26 protein-coding genes are annotated in these 22,818 nt (G+C 51.9%); 15 read left to right on the top strand and 11 right to left on the bottom strand.

Annotation, left to right across the window (positions count from 1 at the left end; translation table 11 throughout):
* Positions 1–26: 26 nt before the first annotated feature.
* A complete protein-coding gene (locus E7Z62_03850; GenBank protein ID MBE6522245.1) occupies positions 27–716 on the bottom strand; it encodes an SAM-dependent methyltransferase in 690 nt (229 codons plus the stop codon).
* A gap of 70 nt (positions 717–786) precedes the next feature.
* On the bottom strand, positions 787–1,326 hold the full coding sequence (locus E7Z62_03855; protein MBE6522246.1) for a rubrerythrin family protein: 540 nt from the start codon (positions 1,324–1,326) through the stop codon (positions 787–789).
* Positions 1,327–1,429: 103 nt separating this feature from the next.
* On the opposite strand from E7Z62_03855, the gene E7Z62_03860 reads away from it, so the two are divergent.
* From E7Z62_03860 to E7Z62_03915, 12 genes are all read left to right on the top strand, one after another.
* Complete coding sequence (locus E7Z62_03860) at positions 1,430–1,903, top strand: methylated-DNA--[protein]-cysteine S-methyltransferase (GenBank protein MBE6522247.1); 474 nt, start codon at positions 1,430–1,432, stop codon at positions 1,901–1,903.
* Positions 1,804–2,571, top strand: coding sequence for a DNA alkylation repair protein (locus E7Z62_03865; GenBank protein MBE6522248.1), 768 nt, complete (start codon positions 1,804–1,806; stop codon positions 2,569–2,571). The genes E7Z62_03860 and E7Z62_03865 overlap by 100 nt, the downstream gene beginning before the upstream one ends.
* Positions 2,572–2,619: 48 nt before the next feature.
* On the top strand, positions 2,620–3,696 hold the full coding sequence (locus E7Z62_03870) for a transglutaminase domain-containing protein (GenBank protein ID MBE6522249.1): 1,077 nt from the start codon (positions 2,620–2,622) through the stop codon (positions 3,694–3,696).
* A gap of 21 nt (positions 3,697–3,717) precedes the next feature.
* A complete protein-coding gene (gene lonB / locus E7Z62_03875) occupies positions 3,718–5,823 on the top strand; it encodes an ATP-dependent protease LonB (GenBank protein MBE6522250.1) in 2,106 nt (701 codons plus the stop codon).
* Between the two features lie 99 nt (positions 5,824–5,922).
* Positions 5,923–6,471 (top strand): imidazoleglycerol-phosphate dehydratase, encoded by a 549-nt coding sequence (locus tag E7Z62_03880; GenBank protein MBE6522251.1) that lies wholly within the window; start codon positions 5,923–5,925, stop codon positions 6,469–6,471.
* Between the two features lie 4 nt (positions 6,472–6,475).
* Positions 6,476–7,228 carry an imidazole glycerol phosphate synthase subunit HisF gene (gene hisF, locus E7Z62_03885; GenBank protein ID MBE6522252.1) on the top strand — a complete coding sequence of 251 codons (753 nt, stop codon included), beginning with the start codon at positions 6,476–6,478 and terminating at the stop codon, positions 7,226–7,228.
* The gene (locus E7Z62_03890) at positions 7,225–7,827 is read left to right on the top strand and encodes a bifunctional phosphoribosyl-AMP cyclohydrolase/phosphoribosyl-ATP diphosphatase HisIE (GenBank protein MBE6522253.1); all 603 of its coding nucleotides are present in this window, start codon (positions 7,225–7,227) and stop codon (positions 7,825–7,827) included. Before hisF ends, E7Z62_03890 begins: the two co-directional genes overlap by 4 nt.
* On the top strand, positions 7,824–8,474 hold the full coding sequence (locus tag E7Z62_03895; GenBank protein MBE6522254.1) for a histidinol phosphate phosphatase domain-containing protein: 651 nt from the start codon (positions 7,824–7,826) through the stop codon (positions 8,472–8,474). Before E7Z62_03890 ends, E7Z62_03895 begins: the two co-directional genes overlap by 4 nt.
* 55 nt (positions 8,475–8,529) lie before the next feature.
* Positions 8,530–9,312, top strand: coding sequence for an S-methyl-5'-thioadenosine phosphorylase (gene mtnP / locus E7Z62_03900; GenBank protein MBE6522255.1), 783 nt, complete (start codon positions 8,530–8,532; stop codon positions 9,310–9,312).
* A 98-nt stretch (positions 9,313–9,410) separates the two neighbouring features.
* The gene (locus tag E7Z62_03905) at positions 9,411–10,826 is read left to right on the top strand and encodes an aminopeptidase (protein MBE6522256.1); all 1,416 of its coding nucleotides are present in this window, start codon (positions 9,411–9,413) and stop codon (positions 10,824–10,826) included.
* A gap of 48 nt (positions 10,827–10,874) precedes the next feature.
* Complete coding sequence (locus tag E7Z62_03910; GenBank protein ID MBE6522257.1) at positions 10,875–11,597, top strand: sel1 repeat family protein; 723 nt, start codon at positions 10,875–10,877, stop codon at positions 11,595–11,597.
* A gap of 56 nt (positions 11,598–11,653) precedes the next feature.
* Positions 11,654–13,141 (top strand): winged helix-turn-helix transcriptional regulator, encoded by a 1,488-nt coding sequence (locus tag E7Z62_03915; protein MBE6522258.1) that lies wholly within the window; start codon positions 11,654–11,656, stop codon positions 13,139–13,141.
* 49 nt (positions 13,142–13,190) lie between these two features.
* Here E7Z62_03915 and E7Z62_03920 read toward each other — a convergent pair whose 3' ends face one another.
* Entirely contained in the window at positions 13,191–13,943 is a 753-nt protein-coding gene (locus E7Z62_03920) for a ubiquinone/menaquinone biosynthesis methyltransferase (protein MBE6522259.1), read from the bottom strand.
* Position 13,944: 1 nt separating this feature from the next.
* Entirely contained in the window at positions 13,945–14,874 is a 930-nt protein-coding gene (locus tag E7Z62_03925) for a prenyltransferase (protein MBE6522260.1), read from the bottom strand.
* Between the two features lie 77 nt (positions 14,875–14,951).
* Here E7Z62_03925 and E7Z62_03930 point away from each other — a divergent pair, with 77 nt between their 5' ends.
* Positions 14,952–15,914, top strand: a complete 963-nt coding sequence (locus tag E7Z62_03930) for a Na+-dependent transporter (GenBank protein ID MBE6522261.1) — start codon at positions 14,952–14,954, stop codon at positions 15,912–15,914.
* Here the strand turns inward: E7Z62_03930 and E7Z62_03935 are convergent.
* Both E7Z62_03935 and E7Z62_03940 read right to left on the bottom strand, forming a co-directional pair.
* On the bottom strand, positions 15,903–16,124 hold the full coding sequence (locus E7Z62_03935) for a helix-turn-helix transcriptional regulator (protein ID MBE6522262.1): 222 nt from the start codon (positions 16,122–16,124) through the stop codon (positions 15,903–15,905). The genes E7Z62_03930 and E7Z62_03935 overlap by 12 nt on opposite strands.
* Before the next feature lie 4 nt (positions 16,125–16,128).
* Entirely contained in the window at positions 16,129–16,638 is a 510-nt protein-coding gene (locus tag E7Z62_03940) for a hypothetical protein (GenBank protein ID MBE6522263.1), read from the bottom strand.
* Positions 16,639–16,719: 81 nt separating this feature from the next.
* Here E7Z62_03940 and E7Z62_03945 point away from each other — a divergent pair, with 81 nt between their 5' ends.
* Positions 16,720–17,352 (top strand): formate/nitrite transporter family protein, encoded by a 633-nt coding sequence (locus tag E7Z62_03945; protein MBE6522264.1) that lies wholly within the window; start codon positions 16,720–16,722, stop codon positions 17,350–17,352.
* A gap of 5 nt (positions 17,353–17,357) precedes the next feature.
* On the opposite strand, the gene tgtA is transcribed toward E7Z62_03945, so the two are convergent.
* Positions 17,358–19,289 (bottom strand): tRNA guanosine(15) transglycosylase TgtA, encoded by a 1,932-nt coding sequence (tgtA, locus tag E7Z62_03950; GenBank protein MBE6522265.1) that lies wholly within the window; start codon positions 19,287–19,289, stop codon positions 17,358–17,360.
* Between the two features lie 80 nt (positions 19,290–19,369).
* A complete protein-coding gene (locus E7Z62_03955; protein MBE6522266.1) occupies positions 19,370–19,771 on the bottom strand; it encodes a hypothetical protein in 402 nt (133 codons plus the stop codon).
* A 128-nt stretch (positions 19,772–19,899) separates the two neighbouring features.
* On the opposite strand from E7Z62_03955, the gene thiM reads away from it, so the two are divergent.
* Positions 19,900–20,673 (top strand): hydroxyethylthiazole kinase, encoded by a 774-nt coding sequence (gene thiM, locus E7Z62_03960; protein ID MBE6522267.1) that lies wholly within the window; start codon positions 19,900–19,902, stop codon positions 20,671–20,673.
* Here thiM and E7Z62_03965 read toward each other — a convergent pair whose 3' ends face one another.
* Genes E7Z62_03965 through E7Z62_03975 form a run of 3 tightly spaced genes read right to left on the bottom strand, consistent with a single transcriptional unit; the run spans position 20,674 to position 22,816 of the window.
* Positions 20,674–21,054, bottom strand: a complete 381-nt coding sequence (locus tag E7Z62_03965) for a peptidyl-tRNA hydrolase (GenBank protein ID MBE6522268.1) — start codon at positions 21,052–21,054, stop codon at positions 20,674–20,676.
* Between the two features lie 26 nt (positions 21,055–21,080).
* A complete protein-coding gene (locus E7Z62_03970; protein MBE6522269.1) occupies positions 21,081–22,385 on the bottom strand; it encodes a transglutaminase domain-containing protein in 1,305 nt (434 codons plus the stop codon).
* 59 nt (positions 22,386–22,444) lie between these two features.
* A complete protein-coding gene (locus E7Z62_03975) occupies positions 22,445–22,816 on the bottom strand; it encodes a fatty acid/phospholipid synthesis protein PlsX (GenBank protein ID MBE6522270.1) in 372 nt (123 codons plus the stop codon).
* Between the last annotated feature and the right edge of the window lie 2 nt (positions 22,817–22,818).

Below are 22,818 nucleotides of genomic sequence, written 5' to 3' on the forward strand. Positions count from 1 at the left end.
CCATTGAAGGCCCCGGGTCTCCGGGGTCATCCTTTCTTATTGAAGGGGCATTCGTTCCCCAGGCACTGTTGATTCTTGCTACTGAATTTGCATTCGATCTCAGCGAGTTCCATCTCTATGCCGAGTTTCTCTTTCACGAATGCGACCGCCTCGGTGATGGCGAGATACGAATCGCGTTTACAGCATCTGGGTCCTCCGCGGCCCCCTATGGACATTAACGATCTAGACGTCATCATGTTGGACAATCCGAAAGGCTCCTTTGCCATCGGATTGGAGCCTGTGATCACAGAGATGAAAATTCCTGAACTCACCGCTGCTCCGCAAGTACCCCAGTATCCGCAGATCCCTCCGGGTACGGCCTTTCCGCGATTGGTTATCTCTTTCAAAGCCCAATCAAAATCTATTTTTCCCCCGGAATTGCGATAGGCCGTCAGAAGCGAGGCTGCCACCAGCACATGGTGCTCAGGACCGTGCATATGGCAGAACGGCAGATTCATGAGCCTGTTTAGAACAACGCCGGGGTCTTTGGACGTCTCCAATCTGCAGATGGGCACAATGGTGTCCAGTCCGGACAGGTGGCAGTCGTTGCAGACGAAATGCCCCTTAATACATCTGACCCTATCGGAATATCTCTTCCCGCACACTGAGCAGGTCATCTCGATATCATTGTCCAGGTATTCTAAAGGGGATCCGCAGATTATGCATCCCGTATCCATGATGATGCTTCCATGAAAGATTGAGAAAAATATGGCCCCGGTCGAACGACCAAGGCATTGGGTTTGATAATCACCAGTTGGTTGCTCTTACTTCGAAGAACGACTGGGCGTGCTTACAGACAGGACATACGGCGGGGGCCTCCTCTCCAACGTGGATGTAACCGCAGTTCCTGCATTTCCACATGACGACTTTGTCCTTCTTGAAGACGACTCCTTCCTCGATGTTCTTCAGGAGTGCAAGGTATCTCTCCTCGTGCTCCTTCTCGATGTTTCCGACCATCTCGAAGAGCTTTGCAATCTCGGTGAATCCCTCGGCCTTTGCAGTCTCGGCGAACTCCTTGTACATCGTGGTGTGCTCGTAGTTCTCTCCTGCTGCGGCGTCCTTCAGGTTCTCGACGGTCTTGGGGACCTTTCCGTCGTGGAGCTGCTTGAACCAAATCTTGGCGTGCTCCTTCTCGTTCTCGGCGGTCTCAAGGAAGATGTCCGCGATTTGCTCGTAGCCTTCTTTCTTGGCCTGGGATGCGTAGTATGTGTATTTGTTCCTGGCCTGGCTCTCACCTGCGAATGCGGCCATCAGATTCTGCTCCGTCTTGGATCCTTTTAGTTCCATGATGTAACCTCTGTAATCAATATAGAACGTTGTTGTTAAAAAAGGTAGTCTATGGTCGCTGGCAGTTAGGAATGATTAAACCTTTTGAGACGAATGACGCATTATGCGCGGGTCCTGCATAGCATCATTCTTCACGCTGTTAGGTACTGTCAGTATCACCGAGGACGGCAACGGAATGATCACCGGAGTATACCTTCCCTGTTCAAATCTCCCTCCAATGGACCAATGTGAAACGCCCGTTTTGAAAGAGGCGGCGAAACAGATCAACGAGTATCTTGCGGGGAGTCGCACAGAATTCGATCTCGATCTTTACTATGACGGTTCGGATTTCAGGTCAAGGGTCATGGAGGAACTGAACAGGATACCTTACGGCGAGGTCCGTACATACAAACAGGTCGCGGAGGCCATAGGCTATCCGAATTCGATGCGTGCTGTCGGTACCGCTTGCAGGGAGAATCCCCTGCCCATATTGGTCCCATGTCATCGTGTCATACCTGCGACCGGCGGATACGGCAATTACAACGGGGGCACCTCCATGAAGAAGAAGCTTCTGAACCTGGAAGGGGTGTTCCTCTGATAGATTACCGCGGCATTCTGAAGGAGGAAGCCGAGCCTGATTACAGGGATTTCACTTCAAAGCTAATTCCTGGAAAAGAGGGGATACTGGGTGTCAGAATCCCGAAGGTCCGGGCATTGACCAAGACCATCATCAAAGACGATTGGGAATCATTCCTGGAAGAGAAGCCAACATGTTTCGAGGAAGAGGTCCTCAAAGGTCTGGTGATCGCAACAGCTCCCATGGATGTGGAGAGGAGGCTGGAATACACCGAAGGTTTCCTTGACATCATAGATAACTGGTCCACCTGTGATTCATTCTGTTCCTCATGGAAGTTCTCGAAGAAGGATTCGGAACGCGTTCATTCTTACTTTAGGTCCCTGATCGATTCCGGAAAGGAATTCCGCATGAGGGTTTCGGTCGTTTTCCGCATGGCCCATTTCATCGACGATGAACATGTGGACAAGCTTCTGGCCGATATCGAATCCTATCGCAACGAAGGCTACTACTATAAGATGGGGGCCGCTTGGACCGCTTCCTTCTGCTACATCAAGTATCCTGAGAGGACCATGGCCGTTCTCAAACATGGGAGGATGGATGACTGGGTGTACAGGAAGACCATACAGAAGATATGCGAATCATACAGGGTATCGGACGAGAACAAAGCAGTGCTAAAATCCATGAGATGATACAACTCGACCGATTATCCAACCCATAATAATAAAAATAAGAGACATATGGGTGACGTTATGGTATCGAAGACTGCGGTTTTTGTCGCATTAGCCGTCATAGCATCAGCGATGCTTTTGCCAGGCATGGACGCTGACGTCTCCGATTCCGAAGTTTTCACATACTACGCCCAGCTGGATGTCAACGGAAAGCTCGTATACAAGGAGGTAAACGCCGCAACATCCGTGGAAAGCGAAACGAAGGAGTTCATCATCGATTTCAATGATAGCTCTCTCTTCGACGATACAGACGGGGCCAAGGCCTATGCTGACAAGACCGTCCGCGAAGCACTCACAGCTCTGTACCTTTCCAACCCAATGGTGCCTTACGTATGGGATTACCCCGTGGCCGAGACAACGGTCGATGCGGAGATTATCCTCGTAACGGTGAAGCACGGCGAAGTGGAGACCACATACTATGCGGTCGACAATGTGAAATTCTCGCTGAAGGTTCCCGAAGGGATAACATCGGATTCCATGAAGGAGCTGAACGACGCACTCAAGAACTTCCCTGTCTCCGGAAGCACCGATGCCGATAAGGTCAAGAGCATCATGTCCGAATTGGACAAGGTTTACTTCGAGAAGGATGAAGAGGGGAAGATAAGCAATATCTACAGCGCACTGGTCCTGAAGAAGACCACCTCTGCGGGGGTCGCTCAGGCATTCACTGTGCTATGCAAAATGAACAACATCCCGGCCGTCACGGTATCGGGATCCGACCTGCTCGCCACCAATGAAACATTCAGTTATTGGAACTATGTCTACCTTGAGGGTGACATCGATGGCGAGACGGCCAAAGCATGGTACATCGTCGATCCGACATATGCAGTAAGCACAGGCATCGCAGGATACCTCACGGAAGTGTCCTACGATGGAAAGACTTACTCCATGTCATCGGCACACAACGAGGATCTGGACATCACAGGGGAAGTTTCCCTGAAGACGCCTCAGCTCGCTAAAAACAAGTACGTCCCCGTAGGAGGCATTCCCTTCTTCGAGGTGTACGGAGAAGCAATACTGATCGTAGCGATCGGGGTCGTAATGATCGGCTCGATGTTTTACGCTATGAGGAAAGGAATCATCTGAATAACAAGGAGAACGGGGTAAATGACAGAAGCAGAAGAGAAGAAGTCCAAATTGTCCGTAGAGGCATGGGTGGACCAACAGACCTTCGAGACCACTGATGACATCGAGGTCCCGAAGATGATCGCAGACCGTGTCATAGGACAGGACAGGGCCGTGGAGATCATGAGGAAGGCAGCAGCCCAGAAGAGGCACGTGATGCTGATCGGAGAACCCGGTACAGGTAAGTCCATGCTCGCCAACTCTATGGTCGAGTACCTCCCCAAGGAAGATCTTGTGGACATCGTTGCATATCACAACCCCGAGGATTTCAACGAGCCTAGGATAAGGACCTTCCCTGCAGGCAAGGGAAAGGCTGTCGTTGCCGAGCAGAAGGCAGCTGCCGCTGCCCAGAAGACTCAGAAGAACTCAGCGTACATATACATCTGCATACTGCTCATGGCCTTGGGTCTGGGCGGAGCGATATTCTTCGGTTACACGGTCGCGCTCATAGCATTCATGGGAGTCTTCCTGATCCTGATTCTGTTCAGGAACCCGATGCAGCCCAGGAACGAAACGGCTATTGTGCCCAAGGTCCTGGTCGGTCACGATCCAGGCGATCTACCGCCGTTCGTGGATGCCACAGGTACCCACGCCGGAGCACTCTTGGGAGATGTCAGGCACGATCCCTTCCAGTCCGGAGGATTGGAGACTCCGTCTCACGACAGGATCGAAGCAGGATGTATCCACAAGGCGAACAAGGGAGTCCTCTATCTGGATGAGATTAACCTCCTCAGGATGGAATCCCAGCAGGCCATTCTCACTGCTATGCAGGAGAAGAAGATGTCCATCACCGGTCAGTCCGAGAGGTCCTCCGGTGCATTGGTCAAATCCGAGCCTGTGCCCTGCGACTTCATCCTCGTCTGCGCAGGTAACCTTGATGCTATCCAGGGAATGCACCCTGCACTCAGGTCGAGGATCAGGGGATACGGTTACGAGGTCTTCATGGAGACTAACATGCCGGATACCGATGAGAACCGTCTCAACATCGCAAGGTTCGTTGCCCAGGAGGTAAAGAAGGACGAGAAGATCCCTGCCTTCGACAAATACGCTGTCGGAGAGATCCTCAGAGAGGGTCAGCGCCGTTCAGGAAAGAAGGGTGAGATCACCCTCAGGATGAGGGAGCTCGGAGGACTCGTACGTATCTCCGGAGATATGGCAGTCAACAAGGGTGACAAACTGGTCACCGCTGAGCACGTTATGGCTGCAAGGGAAACAGCACGCAGTCTCGAGCAGCAGATTGCGGACAAGCAGATCGAGGGAATGATGAGATACCAGCTCTTCCACAACGAGGGAGAGGCCGTCGGACTCATCAACGGACTTGCAGTCCTGTCCAACGGCAACTCATCGGAGATGTCCGGTATGGTCATGCCGCTGGCGGCCGAAGTCACACCCGCACAGAGCAAGAAGGGCGGAAAGATCATCGCCACCGGACAGCTCGGAAAGATTGCACAGGAAGCAGTCGACAACATCTCTGCTGTCATCAAGAAGTACACGCTCACAGACCTGTCCGCACTGGACATACACCTGGAGTACGTTGCGGCATACAACGGAGTCGACGGAGACAGTGCATCCATCACCATGGCGACCGTCATCATATCTGCTCTGGAGAACATTCCCATCCGTCAGGATCTGGCGATGACCGGTTCCCTGAACGTCAGGGGTGTCGTTATGCCCATAGGCGGTGTAACCGCCAAGTTGGAGGCAGCTGCGAACTCAGGCATCAAGATGGCACTCATCCCCATGGAGAACGAGAAGGATGTTATGATCGACAGGAAGTACTACGACATGATGGAGATCTACACCGTGGAGACCCTCCGCGATGTGTTCGAGTATGCATTCGTGGATTGCCCTGCCAAGCAGAAGTATCTCGATGCTCTGCTCCCGCTGAACCCTAACGGTGTATCCACCGCCAAGAGGGTACCGATCCCCGAGAAGTACAAGAAGGATCAGGTCCAAGAGGAAGCTCCAGCCGTTGAGGCGCCCGAGGTCGAGACTCCTGCAGTCGATGCACCCAAGGAAGACCTTATCGAGTCTCCGAAGGACCCTGAAGAGGTAGTCGTCGAGGTAGCGGTCGAGTCCGAGGACTGATCAGGCAGACGGGTCCGAACGGACCTGCTGCCTACCCAAACATCTTCCTTTTCTCTCCATATTTATTATTATCACGTGTGCGATACTAAGCGTGATAACATGGCCGGTAGGGTAGCTAAGATAAAGCGTGAGACCAGGGAGACCTGCGTCTCCGTTGAACTCAATCTGGACGGTAATGGCAAATTCGAGGTCGACTGCGATCTCCAGTTCCTCAAGCACATGGTCGAGACTCTGGCAAGGTATGCTGAGTTCGATATAAAGATGACCGCAACGGGGGACAACGACCACCACCTGATCGAGGATGTAGCTATCACGCTCGGGAAAGCAGTCAGGGACGCTCTTGGGGACAAGCCTATAGAGAGGATGGCGACAGCAACTGTGGTCATGGATGATGCCATGGTTATGACATCGCTGGACCTCGTCGACAGGCCTTACTGCGAAGCAGACTGTCCTGATCCGCTGTACGTCCACTTTTTCAGGAGTTTTGCGATGACAGCCGGCATAACCCTGCACATACTGGTCATCCGTGGATTCGACGAGCACCACATAATCGAGGCCGGATTCAAGTCCATGGGAAAGGCCCTGAAGGACGCCGTAGTAGTCAGGAAGCAGACCCTCAGCAACAAAGGGTCGGTAAAGATGGAGTGATCCGATGCTGACGAAGAGGATCATACCCTGCCTCGACATGAGAGGCGGAAAGGTAGTGAAGGGAATCAACTTCAAGAACATCAAAGAGGTCGGCGACCCTCCCACCATGGCCATGGATTACGAGGCCCAGGGTGCCGATGAGATCACGTTCCTGGACATCTCCGCATCGCAGGAGGAGAGGGCCACGATGCTCGATGTGGTCACGAAGACTGCCGAGGGACTCAATGTGCCCCTCTGCGTGGGAGGAGGAATCAGGTCCGTACAGGATGTCAGGAACACCCTCAATGCAGGTGCGGACAAGGTGTCCATCAACTCTGCTGCGGTTCAGAATCCGGAGATTATCACGGAATGCTCCAACGCATTCGGATGCCAGTGCATTGTCGTCGCCATCGACGGAAAGTGGAAGGACGACCATTACGAAGTGGTCACTCATGGAGGGACCAGATTCACAGGGATCGATGCCATCGAGTGGGCACAGAAGGTCGAGGATCTCGGGGCCGGAGAGATACTGTTCACATCCATGGATGCGGACGGTGTCAAGACAGGATACGATATCAAGCCGACAGCCCTGATCTCCGATGCAGTCAGCATACCTGTCATAGCCTCGGGAGGATGCGGTTCCAAGGAACACATCCTGGAGGTATTCCAGCAGACCAATGCAGCAGCGGCACTGGCAGCGTCGATATTCCATTACAAGGAGTACACCGTGGGGGAAGTGAAGGAATTCCTCAGAGACAACGGAGTGTGTGTAAGATGACCGAACTCAAATACGACGACAAAGGGCTCATTCCGGTGGTCGTTCAGGATTGGCTTACGAACGAGGTGCTGATGGTCGCATGGTCGAATGCCGAGGCCGTAGAGCTGATGAAGAGCACAGGTTACACGCACTTCTGGTCCAGAAGCAGACAGAAGATGTGGAAGAAGGGCGAGGAGTCCGGACACGTCCAGAAGATCAAATCCATACAGACCGACTGTGATGGGGACACCCTCTTGGTGAGGGTGGAACAGACAGGCGTCGCATGTCATCTTGGAAAGCCTTCATGCTTCGATGAGGTCATCTACGGAGAGACCGATGAGACCATGGCAATACTCCCTGATCTCAAACGCGTCATCGAGGACAGGCACCAGAACCCATCGGACGAGAGCTACACATGCAAGCTCTTCAACGATGAGACCCGCATGTGCAAGAAGGTCATAGAAGAGGCGGGCGAGTTCGCACTGGCCATCAAGGATAAGGACACCGATGAGATGGCATGGGAGCTGGCGGATCTGATCTACCACACCATGGTGGCCATCGAGAAGACGGGACTTCCGATGTCCGAAGTCTACAAGAAGCTGAAGGAGAGGGCAGAATGAGCAGAGCAGACCTTCACACACATACCGTTTACAGCGACGGGGAACTGATCCCGGCAGAGCTCGTACGCAGGGCAATGGTCAAGGGTCACGATCTCATCGCCATAACCGATCATGTGGACATGACCAATGTCGAATGGGTGGTCACCAACATGGTCAAGGCGATAGACCTCTGCGAGGATTACATCAAGGTCATCCCCGGAGTGGAGATCACGCATGTCCCTCCGAGGCAGATCGACAAGGTCGCAAAGATGGCAAGGAAATACGGTGCTGAATGGATCGTCGTCCACGGCGAGACAGTGACGGAGCCTGTAATGCCCGGTACGAATCGTGCATCGGTGGAGAACCCCGAGATAGACATTCTCGCCCATCCCGGTTTCATCACCTTGGAAGAGGCACAGCTCGCAAAGGACAACGATGTCATCCTGGAAGTCACCGGAAGGGCCGGTCACAACATCACCAACGGACACGTGGTCAACATGGCCAGGGAGGCAGGTGCGATGATGGTCATCGATTCCGATACCCACCAGCCCGAGAACCTCATGAGCGAAGAAGAGGCCATGGTGGTAGCCCTAGGTGCGGGTCTGACCAAGGCCGAGGCCGACAAGGCACTCCATGTCACACCCTATGAGATGACCAGGCATCTATGATGTGCCAGATTCCAACTTACGTTCATTCTAAATATGAGCACGAGTATGAAAGTTCATGCCTGAGATAGCAATCATAGGCGGAACGGGTATCTACAACCCCGACACATTCGAACTGATCGACAAGGTCTATCCCGATACTCCGTACGGCAAACCGTCTGATGAGATCCTCATCGGAAAGATCGCAGGCGTGGAAGTGGCTTTCCTTCACCGTCACGGTACAACGATCCCGTACCCTCCGTCATCGGTACCTTACAGGGCAAACATGTATGCTCTGAAGGAATTGGGATGCAAATATGTGATTTCAGCCTGTGCTGTCGGTTCTCTCCAGAGAAAGTTCGCCTCCGGAGATCTGGTCATAGTGGACCAGTTCGTCGATTTCACAAAGAAGCGTGACTACACGTATTTCAACGACTCCATCACGCACATCGCCATACCAGATCCGTTCTGCAGCTACCTAAATGCTGTCTTCGCAGAGACTGCAAAGAAACTCGGTATCAAGTATCACAACGGAGGGACATACGTTTGCATCGAAGGCCCCAGGTTCTCCACCAGGGCAGAGAGCAGAATGTTCAGGCAGTTCGGAGACATCATCGGTATGACCGTGGTCCCCGAATGTCAGCTGGCCAGGGAGCTCGGAATGTGCTACTGCAGCCTTGCGACTATCACTGATTACGATGCATGGAAGGAGGAGGCAGTCGACATCGAGATGGTCAAGAAGACCATGGCTTCATGTCTGGACAAGGTCCTGAGGCTCCTCGAGGCAGGACTCCCCAAGATCAAATCCGACGGATGTTCCGAATGCATCCAGGCCGCTATCGGTTGCGGCGCATTGAAATGATCTATCCGGGGCCAGTCCCCGGTATTCTTTTTATTAATCTACTTTTTTCGAATTGACTATCAAATCTGTTAATTACCTGTTATAAAATAACCGCAATTATGGCAGAGAAGAAGTCCAAAGGACAGAAACTTTCCGAAGAATTGCTTTACAACCCAAAGAACATCGGGGAGAGGGACAACAAGTTCCTCGAAGAGGCCAACAAGTTCTGTGAGGGCTACAAGAAGTTCCTCATGAACAAGACCGAGCGCGAGGCAGTCGCATACGCGATCCCCATTCTGAAGAAGCACAAGTATTCGGAGTACGTTCCCGGCAAGAAATACAAGGCCGGCGACAAATTCTACATGTGCAACCGCGGTAAGAATCTGATCATGTGCACGAAGGGAAAGAAACCCATCTCTGATGGTATCCGTGTTTCCGTCGCTCATGTGGACAGTCCGAGACTGGACTTCAAGCCCCACCCGCTCTTTGAAGAGGGCGAGATGGTATACTTCAAAACCCACTATTACGGAGGAATTAAGAAGTATCAATGGACCACCATCCCTCTTTCCATCCGCGGAGTCGTCATGCTCAAGGACGGTACCAAGGTCGACATCAATGTCGGTGAGGACGAGTCCGAACCAGCATTCCTGATCACCGATCTCCTCGTCCACCTGGCAAGGGACCAGATGCAGAAGACCGCATCCAAGGTCGTTGAAGGGGAGCAGCTCAACATCCTCATCGGATCCTGGCCGTTCGATGACGAGAAGGTATCTCAGAGATGCAAGCTAGCCATCATGCAGATACTCAATGAGAAATACGGAATCACCGAGGGAGACTTCGAGGCAGCTGAGCTATGCGCTGTCCCTGCATTCAAGCCCAGGGATATGGGATTCGACAGGTCGCTCATAGCGGCATACGGGCAGGATGACAGTTCATGTGCATACGCCCAGTTCATGGCCGAGCTCGACACCAAGAACCCCGAGTATACGACCATGACCATCTTCGCTGACAAGGAGGAGACTGGATCGGACGGAGTGACCGGAATGGCATCCTACTTCTTCAGGGACTTCGTCGAGGATCTGGCCCAGGCAGAGGGCTGTGAGGTCAGACATGTCATGAGGAACTCCTTCTGTCTCTCAGCAGACGTCGGAGCAGGATACGATCCCGCCTGGCCGGAGGTGTTCGAGAGGAACAACTGTGCCTTCATGAACTACGGTCCGATAATCGCCAAGTATGACGGAGCCGGAGGAAAGTACAGCACCAACGATGCATCTGCGGAACTGGTGAACTATCTACACAGGATCCTGAGGGATGCCGATGTCTGCTGGCAGATGGGAGAGCTCGGAAAGATCGATGTCGGAGGCGGAGGAACCATCGCATCCTACATCTCGTTGAACAACATCGACACCATCGATATCGGTGTGCCGGTGCTGTCCATGCATGCTCCCGTAGAGGTCGTCGCCAAGGCAGACGAGTACATGCTGTACAAGGCTATCTACGCAGTCTACAACAGCAAGCTCCCTAAGGAGATCTGAGAAACGTTTCAGGGGCTCCGGCCCCGGTTTTTTATTTGAGGACATCCGATGGAACAGCAGCAGTTCTCCTTTGAGGATTACGTCCGTATGGCGGAACAGGGCCATCCAGATGCCAAATACATCCTTGCTACCAAGTATCGTAACGGGGAGGGCGTGGAGATGGATAAGGCCAAGGCCGCCCAGCTGTACAGGGAATTGGCCGATCAAGGTGACTCCGATGCACAGTATGATCTCGCCTTCATGCTCGACAACGGAGAAGGTATCGAGCAGGACCGTGTCGAATCGGAGAAGTATTTCAAACTCTCAGCAGATCAAGGGGATTCAGACGCATGTCTCTGTTACGGAGGGATTCTTTTCGAGAGGGGAGAATACGCTGAGGCTGAGAAGTATTTCATGACCTCTGCCATGAAGGGCGACGTCAAAGCGGAATACAACTTGGGCCTGCTTTACATCGGAAACTATTTTGGGGAACCTGACAGGGCAAAGGCATTCGAGTGGTTCGAGAGCGCAGCGGACAAAGGGTTTGTGTATGCCGAGTCCATGCTCGGCTCGATATATCTCGAGGATAACGACCTTGTCAAAGCCGAGGAGTACTTCAGATATGCGGCCGATCAGGGAGAGCCTACCGCACAATATAATCTCGGTGCTCTCGGTCTCTCTGGACAGATAAAGATGGATTACAAGGAATCCGTCGAATGGCTCACAAAGGCGGCTCAGAACGGGATGCAGCAAGCGTATGAGCTGTTGATGAGACTCAACAATATGAATTGAAGAGTCAAAAAATACTACAAATTTTTAACTTTATAATCTATTGACCCGTTGATAGGATGAGCGACATCGGCTACAGTTCCCAGTATGAGGTGTATCTAACTCAGAACAATGGTGTCCAGATCGTGACCAATGAATTGAGTTTGCAGATCCTCAAACAGATGCGTTTCAGGGAGATCTCCCCTTCGGAGATTGCTAACGCTTTCGGGATCTCGAAGTCAACTGTACAGGGCAACATAGGCAAGCTTCTGCGTGCCGGAATTGTTAGTCAAGAAGATCGTGTTAACGATGCACGCAGTACGGTATTCCGCCTGAATGCAGTGCTGATCTTCTGCAGCGATGCGGATGTGGAATGGCAACAGGATGCGAGATCCGCATCGATAGACCGCATCATAGCTAACGGCTTGTGCACAGTCAGAGAGGATCTGTCGCTATATGGGGTGTCGCTCACAGAGAGCGGGCTGAATGTTGTCCAGGGCCTTTTTGCAGTCGGTGAGGCAATCACGAAGGACGAAGGAGGACCCAACTGGTGGAAGAGGACGATCGATTTCATGGAAGTGCAATGTGCGTCCCATGGAATCGAAACGACTGTGGAATATGAAAACGGGCTGAACCTTCAATTCACATCAAAAGGGGACAACATATCGGACATTCCTTTGGTGGTCGTGCCTATGATCGGTGCAATCGTCGGTCACGCAAGGTCTTCGCTGGGATACAATCTTGCACACGAAATCAGTTTGAAGATCACTGAAGCCGGCCGTAAGGTCGAGATGAGTGTTCCTGCCTTTGCAGGACAGGATTACCATTATGAATCATCCGAACGTATCATCAGTTCATACAAGGCTGAACAGTCTTTTGCGATTTATTCCATCGATGGGAAGGCTACTCTGTTCCTCAATCCGACCATGATCAGTATTCTTGATAATCTGACGAATGACGATTACAGCCTGAACGGTCTGGAAGAGGTCATGGGGATTCCCAAGCCCACGATATATGCATCATTGATGAAACTGAGCAGTATGGGTGCGGTAGCCCTGGATCCCGATTCAGGAGTTCCCAAGAAGTATACTCTCTTGGCGGATCCTATTTTGTATACCGTTGAAACGAATAAACACGGTCGCAGGAAGCTCGATGATATCGTGAACAAGGCCAAGAGCGGTTCCATGGACTATTACACATCAGTGCTCGCATACTCCATGGAGACGATATCATGTATGGGGGTCCATTTCGACAAGATGTTCATCAGGGCAGGACGCAATGCGGCAATCACTGTCCTTGAGAAGATGCCTAACATCTCCCCTCAGGAATTCGTTGATTTGGCATGCACCATGGTGTCCTTGCCCGATAAAGCGAAGGTCGTGTCATATCTCCCGGTCAGCGTCAGAGTCACACTGGATAAGGATACCCTGTGGGATACTTGGCCCGGTGACTTTGTCATGGGATTCATCGCCGAAGGGCTTCGCCGTCTGATGGGTGACGGTTTCAAAATCCTGGTGGAGACATACCGTGCTGGAGAATCAAAACCGATCGCATCTCTGAAAGGATGACCTCTGCAATCGAGACAGATACGTTTCATTTGATGGAATCAGCTGATCTTCACTGTTCCTTGGTGCCCACGTAGATGTTGACGGCACCCATGGACTTCACATAGAAGCGAGCGTCCTTGAAACCAGCCTTCTTGAAGATCGCGACCATGTCTTCTCCGTAAGGGAAACCTTCGATCGAGGTGGTCAGCCATTCGTATGGGGAGAATTTCCCGTCGATCTTCTTGCCGTTGTCGCGCTTGCGTCCGTAGGCCTTTACCCTCTTCATATACAGGTTGTATCCGATCTTTACGATCCTGTTCTTGGGTTTGGACAGTTCAGCGACTACGACCTTTCCTCCCGGTGCGAGAACCCTGTGCATCTCCGAAACGGCCTGGAGGATGTTGGTGACATTCCTGAGCATGTATCCTGACGTGACAAGGTTGACTGAATTATCGGGAAGGTCGAGTGCGAGAGCATCGCCTTCGCGCCAATCGATCTTGACAGGGAGATCCAATTCGGCCTCTTTTTTCTTGGCTAGCTCCAGCATCGCAGGTGTGATATCCACTCCTATGACGGTGGATCCGGGACCAGCGGTCCTTGCGACATGGAACGCGATCTCTCCGGTTCCGGTACCGACATCGAGGCAGGTCTTTCCTTTGATGTCCCCTGCCTTCTTCATCATGAACTTATGCCATCCCTGCACCATGTGCATGGACATGACCTCGTTCATGTCGTCATAGTATTCTGCGATCTCGGTGAAGGCGTCCTTTACGAACTCCTCCTTTCCCTCGAACTGGTTGCCGGTCTTAAGATCCTCTGTCATTTCAGATCACCATCGGGATAATGTTCATCTCTAAAACATATCCTATGACTAAGAGCACTCCGAAGTGCCAATTTAGTTTGAAACATAGGGGCACCAGCATGAAACTAGCATGCGGGTCGCTAGATGCTTTCTTGCTGTTGCTCACCAGTATGTATGCATCGTACAGGGTAATTACGGCCAGGAGGCATCCTACGGGTGCGGCTCCTGCTATGACCAGTACTACTAACAATGGGAAGGAGATGAGACTTTCGAACAGGTACACCTTCATCCCAGTTTCATAGGAGAAGTGCCCGAGAAGCGTTCCTGCGTTCGCTTTCTTATCCTCATAATAGTCGCGCATCTCGTTTCCTGCCAGTACTCCTGTGATCATGAATGCGTTGGGCAGGCTGAGCAGGAGAACGTCCCATGAGAATGTCTCGCCAGTAAGAACGCAATTCGTTCCCAGAGGCATCAGGAGCCCCATCATGATGAATACGCTCAGCTGTCCGAGCCCTAGATACTTGTAGGAAAGTCCTACGGTGTAGGTTCCTGCACCCAGTAGGCCGAGGAGTCCGTAGATGAGAATGCTCCATCCCGAATACCAGATGAATATCAACCCAAGAAGGGCGGTGACGCCGAGACATAAGAGGCCTGCGAAGAGGACCTTTTTCGGAGTGAGAACGCCAGTCACCAATTCTGGCGATCTGGTCTCATTCTCCACCGTATCGACCCCGCTCTTGAAGTCACCGTACGTGTTCAGGATGTTCGCGGCCGATTGCAGGAGACAACCACCTATCATGATCAGTATGATCATCGTGATGCTCAGGATATTGATCTCAGCGGTCTGGAATGCGATTGCCCCACCGATAAGTACGGGCACAATCGCGCCGTGGAGGGTCCAAGGTCTGAACACATTCCACCATCCAGCCTTCACAGGTTTGACGCCAGCCATGTTGGTGGATTCTATTCATGTTATTTATGAATTATTTATCGATAATCGATAAATACTCTATCCTAGATACGCTGGTCATGAAAGCGATGACGCTCTTGACCAGCAGTGCATTCATGATGATGGCTGCAATGGTTGTAGCCTTGATTACGAATTTTGCCGGGCTCTTCCCTGGAGATGTACTGGATGCTGGTCTGCGTTCCAACCTGACCATTCTGACATTGGTCGTGATGCTTACTCTGTCCATGTCCAGGATTCCCTTGCAGAACCTGAATCCGTTGAAGTATGGAAAATCCATGGCCAGGGCAATAATCCTTGGAATGATCGTTGCTTCCATAATCCCGCTCGTCGGATATCTTCTCCTCAAGGATACTGAGTACGCGGCACAGGCCGCAGGTCTCGTATTTATTGCGGCGACACCCTTCGCAGGTTCGGTCCTTCCTCTTTCTATCATCCTGCGCGGAGATGCGGAGCATGCTGCCAGGGGAACTATCGTGATCTACATACTGTCGCTTGCATGGATCCCGTTCATCGTATGGTTGATGCTCGGAGATTCTGTCGACATGGAATTCCTCATCATCACAGTTCTGGAGCTTATCGGAGTCCCGTTGGTCCTTTCAAGACTTCTTGTCAAGTTGCAGATCAACAAGGATGTTCTCGCAGCCTTCCTCAACTGCTGTATCTTCTTCATGGTATGGCTTTCAGTGGGCGCGACCAACTTCTCTGGCAACGCATGGTGGATCTTCCTTGTGTTCGTGATAATAGCTGTTCTCAGATCGTTCGGTCTCGGAACCGCCGTGGAGGTCACGGAGAAGAGGATGGGCATCCACTGGGGTCAGAGGGTGACGGATATTTTGATGACATCCTACAAGAACAAGGGTGTTGCCATCGCGCTCTGTGTGGCGCTCTACCCTCCAGGAATGGTTGCCATCGCTACGTCGATCCTTATCGAGATCACATGGGTCGCATTCATGGATTCGGTGCTGTTCTCGAAGAAGAGGATGGAGAGGGAATTGGCGGCGGAAGGGGATTCAGTCCTCTGAGCCGTCATCCTCGACGTATTCCAGGATATCTCCCGGCTGGCAGTCCAGTGCCTTGCAGATACCGTTCAGTGTGGAGAATCTGATGGCGCAGATCTTGCCGGTCTTGATATTGGACAGATTGACGTTTGAGATGCCCACCTTCTCGGCAAGCTCGTTGAGGGACATCTTCCTGTCCGCCATCATTCTGTCCAACCTCAGGATTATCGCCATAGTATCACAGCGTATGGTCCGATTCATCCTGGAGCAGATGTCCGTAGCGGAATATGATGGTCAGACAGTACATGACCACCGAGATGAAGATGCATACCAGAAGGACACAGAGGGAAAGTACGATATCCCCTCTGCTGGCGAACTCCAGGATGGTCATTGGAACAGAGAGAATCAGGAAGGTCATGCAGATGAGCTTGAAGCCCTTCGGAGTGTCCTCCATGAAAGGGCTGTGCTCCTTCTGGACGGCGACCATTATGTCATGGATGACCTTCACCGTGATGAACATCGCCAGGAACGCCAGCGTCATCTCGATTGCACTGCAGATTACGGACATGTCTGACGGGTCGCATTTGATCAGATCGATGTAGGATGAACGCATCCCGTCATCTGTGAATGCCAAGACCCCATATGCCGCCATGCCTATTGCGAGAACGATGAATGCAACCTCTCCGATCAGCATTACGACCGATGCATAGCTGCAGACTCTTTTGAGCGTATGGAGGTCTCCTCTCATATGCGGATGATACATCTCATCAGCAATAAGAACAACGGTTATATCGCCGATTTGGATAACATCACTCAACAGTGATATCTGATGGATTACCAGCACTATCTGAAATGCTTCGTGAGGGCCATCCTCGCAGGTGTAGCGATCGGTATCGGTGGCGCCGTACTCTTGGGGACCATGGGCATAAACCCCGAGCTCAAGTGGGTAGGGGCCATCCTGTTCTCCATCGGATTGTTCACAGTTTTCACATTCGGTCTCGACCTGTACACCGGAAAGGTAGGATACATGTTCGACGACAAACCCTGGACATATGGCATAGACCTTCTGATCATGCTGGTGGGAAACTTCATCGGAACCCTGCTCATAGCTCAGTGCATGCCCATGGCCGATCAGTTCGTTCCGGGATTCATCGACGGTAGGCTCAACATGCTGGATTCGCCCATCACTGTAATCCTCAAAGGAATCTTCTGCGGTATCCTGATGTTCATCGCTGCTGATGTCTACAAGACCAAGAAGAGTTACCTCGGAGCGTTCATCTGTGTCCCCGTCTTCATTCTGGCAGGTTCGGAGCACAGCATCGCGGACATGTATTACTTCTGCGCAGCGGGAGTGTTCTCCCTGGATGCACTGTTCTTCATCATACTGGTAGCTATCGGAAACGCTATCGGAGGAATACTCATCCCTGTATGCAGGAAGTACATGTACGAAGAGACTGCCTGATTGTCTCATTCGTCGCTGGAGCCTGAACGGACCTTTACGGCCATTCCCTTCTTCATCTGCTTTATCTCGAAGGGGATCAGGAAGGCACGGCCGGTTGCTACAGGATTATCATCCTTATCGGTGATGATTACCTCTTCCATGGGGCGAATATCGGGATCGCACTCGGTGACGAACTGCGCGAACACGTTGCGCCCCTGTGCTGCGAACGGTACGGCGTCATCCATGACCTGAACCCTCATGTGGGGTTTGGGCACTGCCTCGACTATCCTTTTAGCCCCTTCAAGTTTGAGCGTGTACATACCGTCACCTGCACGCATGGAGAGCACATGCTCTCCCGCCGAGATGACGTTCCGGATCTTGCCGGTCTTCCTGCTGGTGACGAGTTCCACAGGTTCTTTGAACAATGCATCGGCCGCTTCGATACCGAACTGGTATCTTGCAACGGCCTTCGCCCTCAGGAGGTTCGCATCGTATTCTTCCGTACCGTCATCAGGGATCTGATTCTGGAGGATGACCTCCTTCACACCCATCTTGCTGAGGAACTGATAGGTGAGTCTGTCGGATTCAGTCTCGGTCTCCATGTCGGGGATCTGCGGGAACAGAGATTGGGCAAGCGGATATAGTTCATCCAGTTCCGCAGGGACAGGTCCGAAGGGTGTGACGACGATAGGGGTGTAACCGGCTTTGCGTGCCTTGTCAAACTCCTGTTCATATGGTCTGCTGTACGGTTTCCCGTGAGTGTCTGCGAACAGGCATACCTTGTCCGTCGGGAGAACGTATCTCGTTCCAAGCCTGTCAAGGTACCTTTTGAACACAGGGCGGTTCCTGGATTCCGATCCAGTGTAGAATATCGCCCCGTCGCGGCTGATGGGGTCGTAAAGCTCCATCACATCCTGGTAGTCCCTCAGTTTTCTCAGAGCCTCAAGCAGTGCAGGATGTGCCCTGCATCTGATCTCGGCCAACTCCCACAGGCGTCCCTCGCGGATGTATCTCCTCACAAGGTTGAGCTCCTGTACGATCTGGTAGAGGTTGTGCTCGGCGATGAGTTTGGTCTTCTTTCCCTTCTCCATCTTCCTGAGCTCTTCGAGCGTGTGCCCGCGGCATGCAGGACAGTTGCAGTCAAGTGATTCCATGTCAGCCAAGCGGAACGTTCCGTCGACGAACATCATCCTCTCATCGCGTGCGAATTTCGCATATGATGCGGAATCGAAGAAATCGCATCCCATGAGTGCCGCGAATGCGAGGATCATGGGGTGCCCGGCACCGAACAGATGCACTGGACGGTTGGGATTGAGTCCTTTCTTGCTGGACATTATGACGTCGACAAGTTCTGCGTACCTGTACTGCTCCATCAGGGGGACGACACCACCTATGGGGTGCACATCGATATCCATGTCGGCCATCCTTCTGGCGCAGTCCTCTCTGAGATCGGGATAGATGGAACCCTGTGCGACACCGTTGATCATCATCTCTCCTTTCATATCGCAGGCTTGCTGCGTCCTCTGAAGTGTGACTTCGATGGATTCTGCCGTTTGTTCTTTGGTCCAGTAGGGTTCTGTGAAGATGTCCAGCACGGTTCCGATATCAGTCCCTATTGACTTCTGGAATTCAACTATCTCCTCGTTGGTGAGTTCGACCTCGCCGTACATGTGGCTTTGGAAGGTTCCGGAATCGGTCATGATGATCCCGGGGAAATCCAGCATCTCATGGAGGCCGATAGCCTGCGCCTTCTCTTTGAGATCAGGGGTGTTCTTGATGATGTACGAGTTTGTAATCAGGGACTTGAAGCCGAAGGTGTCGTAGAGTTCTCTGGCGGGAACTGTGTTGATCTTCGGGTTGATGACCGGGAAAAGCGCCGGTGTCTCCATGCTGCGTCCTGAATTGGTGGTGAACTTTCCGATACGGGCGAGCCCGTCCCTTCTGATGATCTCGAACATTGTTCGGAGCATGGGGATTTATTTTTAATTTTTTTCTTTAAAAAAAGACGGTTGTGCCCAGAGGGCACATGTGACGATCATCACTGCGAGGTCTGTTTCTTTCTCTCGTCAGCGTAGACCTTGGCGATGGCGTTCTTCATGAGTGTGTCGGGAACGTCCTCGACATATTCCTTCTTCCAGTCCAAGGTGGGGCGTCCGAAAAGGACGGTGGAAGGTTTGCCGTGATCACAGCTCTCTTCAACGTCAAGGTGTCTTATCTCGAGTCCGTCGATGATCTCGGGAATGGTCCTCCCGTTTATCAGGACCTCGTGCTTGCCGTCATCGATTATAGTCTCCTTGAAGGAACAGGAGATGTCGGCCGATTTCATTTCGTACACCAGATCCTGGATGTAGGCCCTCATCTTTCCTACGCTGGGCCTTCTTATGCTTACGTCCGGGATATCCTTCTCTGTGTGGATGTATTCAATGTCTATCAGAGCCATGGATTGGGATTGATGGTCCTTATAGAAAAAAGATGCGGGGGATCCATCAGGAATCCGGTATCAATTCAGTCATCAATATAAGCAAGGTACCGGATAGAGGTATCATGGTCTCCGATCTATCAAAGTTCATGGATACTGTACGTGAGAAGACCCCTTTGGTCCATCACATCACGAATTATGTTACCGTCAACGACTGTGCGAACATCTGCATCTGCTCCGGAGGATCTCCTGTGATGACGGATGCGGACGCCGATGTCGTGGATATGTCCCGTATCGCCAGCGCTGTTGTTCTTAACATGGGAACTCTGAACCCGCGTACAGTCGATGCGATGCTCCTTGCCGGCAATGTTGCGAAGAAGAATAATGTGCCTGTCATCTTCGATGCGGTAGGGGCAGGAGCGACAGAGTATCGTAACAAGGTCGCCGAGGACATCATTAACAAGGTGAGGCCAGATGTAATCAAGGGCAACTGCGGAGAGATCTCATTCCTTGCAGGTGTGATCGGAGGCGTGAGGGGAGTAGATTCCACCAGCACTGCGGATAACATCGGCGACCTGGTCCTCGGCCTTGCCAAGAAATATGAGTGTATGGTGGTGGCTACCGGAAAGACAGATTACGTCTCTGACGGAAAGAGCCTGTATGTTCTCAGTAATGGATCCGATTACCAGGGATTGGTGTCCGGTACCGGATGCATGCTCAGTTCGGTCCTCGGATCGTATGTCGGTGCTAACGGGGTCAGCCTGTGCGCACTGATCGCAGCCATAACCGCGTTCAACGTCGCTGCTGAGAAGGCCGAGTCCGATTGCAAAGGCCCGGGGTCCTTCAAGGTAGCACTTTTGGACCAACTTTACAATCTCAAATCTGACGAGATGGCCTCCAAGGCCAAGGTCCAGAAGGTCTGATCAGAGCATCTTCAGCTCGCCGGTGATCTTATCAAGCTCACTGGCGGGCGCCGGGCCCAGGCCCATGCATGTGACAGTTCCGGGTTCCACCTGCGTCCTTCCGGCATCAGTGATGACCGCGATATGTATCTTGTTGCTGCTGGCCATCATCCTGTACTTATCAAGTTCCTCGAATGAATCGACCTTGAGGACGATCTTTGGCTGACCGCATTTGTACCAAGCGTCGAAGGACTTCTTATCCTTCTTCTCGGTGAAAAGAGCGCATTCGACCGCTGCATGACCGACCTGGGCCGCAATCTTGCCTTTGCCCATCTTGAGATCGTTCCTCACCAGAATTACGAGTTTGTAAGGTCCTGTGGGTTTGAAGAAACCGAATGCCATGGATGCAGGACGCTGATTGTACTATATCAGACTGTCTCTATGCCGTAGCGTTTGTCGAGCTCCTCGCCGTTGTAGAATAGGGTCCACCCATCCTCTGAGATTCCGTAGTACGGTCTGAGCTCTCCTAGTCTGAGTTCCGAGGATGTATCCGCTACTGTGTAGATGCCGTTGGAGCTCCTCACAGTTTTTGCATATGTTCCTATGAAGCTGTCGTCTAGGTTGACCTCGACGGCAGCGATCGTTGCCTCCGGGAATGAAAGTATACCGACATTCATTCCCGCTTCCTTCATGATAGCACAGTACAGTATCGCCCTGTCCTCGTCATCGCCACATCCGCGGAAGAGAGTCTCGGTAGGATATGCCCAATAGTCGGATGTGCGGTAGTTGTAGCTGTCGAAGATCTCTGGGAAGCATGATTGGACGAAGGACATCACGAAATCGGCGTAATCCGCGTTGGTGTACTGTTTGTCCACATTCTTGTTGTAGAGTGAAAGAAGCTTGTTATTGAGATCCTGGATTGATGAGTTTTCAATAATGAAGGATGTCATACTGGACTTACTTTGCAGATCCAATCTGGCGTTCAGATCGGATGTCAGACAGGACTTCACCTCATCGGCGGACATGGTGTAGTCGAAAGTCATTGGTACGCCGTTGTACGCCCACGAATACGTCTTCTCCATCTTTCCGTAGTATGTCCCCGTTCCTACGAACACATCGTCCTTCTCTTCTGAGAAGCACTCGGCCGTGATCCAGAACTTACCGACACGGACGTTGTCCCATGTCACGCTGTAGATGCTGTCTGAATTAGTATGGTCCTTGGTGACCTTCTGGTAGAACGGATTCTTCATGTTAGTATCGTTGTAGGATTCCGTCATCACGTTCCATACGACCCTGTCATAATCGTTCTGATATCTGGGATTAAGCTCGAAGAATAATTTGAGCTCGGGATCGTAAAGGGGGAGGACCTTGATATTCTGGTTCGCGAAGTCGTCCACCAGGTCCAGATAGCCGTTGTTCTGCAGGTCGATGACGATTCCTTCAGGAACAAGGGCATCTTCGTTGTTCGAATTGAAATTGCTGTCATAATAGTCGAAAATGACCAATGCGCCTGCGAATGCCAAAAGGAAGATGACTACTGACATGGTGATCCTTACCTTAGGACTCTTCATATCGATGTTCGTGGCCGTCTGAATGGAATTCATGATCGGGCCAAGATCATCCTTGTACATCTTCAGGTTCTGACCGCAGAAAGGACAGACGTCATGATCGCCGCCGAAACTCCTGCCGCAAAACGGGCAGAATCCTTTTTCGGGTTTGTTCTTGGCGACCATATTTAAATCTCCTATTGGGTGAGTTTCCTTTTTTATTGATAAGGGCCACTACAGGATTGTCAGAATTCGTAGAAACCAGATTGGTCTCTGTTGCGGTATTCGTGCTTTTCGTAGTATCCGATGAGTTCGCCTTCGTCGTTGCGCAAGGCTATCATGTAGACATCCTTGTTCTGAAGGTTGTTGTAGAATGTGTGGACCTTATTATGGTCCTTACTGGAAGCGAACCAGTCGACGACTTTGCGTATGATCTCGTTGGATTTGCCGCTGTGGCAGTCGAAAATGTGAAGGCCGATGATCCCGGCACCGCCGCGTTCGCTGTATTCCTCGATGGCCGCCGGGTTCATGTAGACCACGATGTGCATCGTGTCGCATATTACGACAGGTGCATCATCCTGGTCCACGATACTTTTGAAGAACGGGGAGAGATTCATGT

The sequence above is a fragment of the Thermoplasmata archaeon genome, assembly GCA_015063285.1.
Classification (GTDB): Archaea; Thermoplasmatota; Thermoplasmata; order Methanomassiliicoccales; family Methanomethylophilaceae; genus Methanoprimaticola.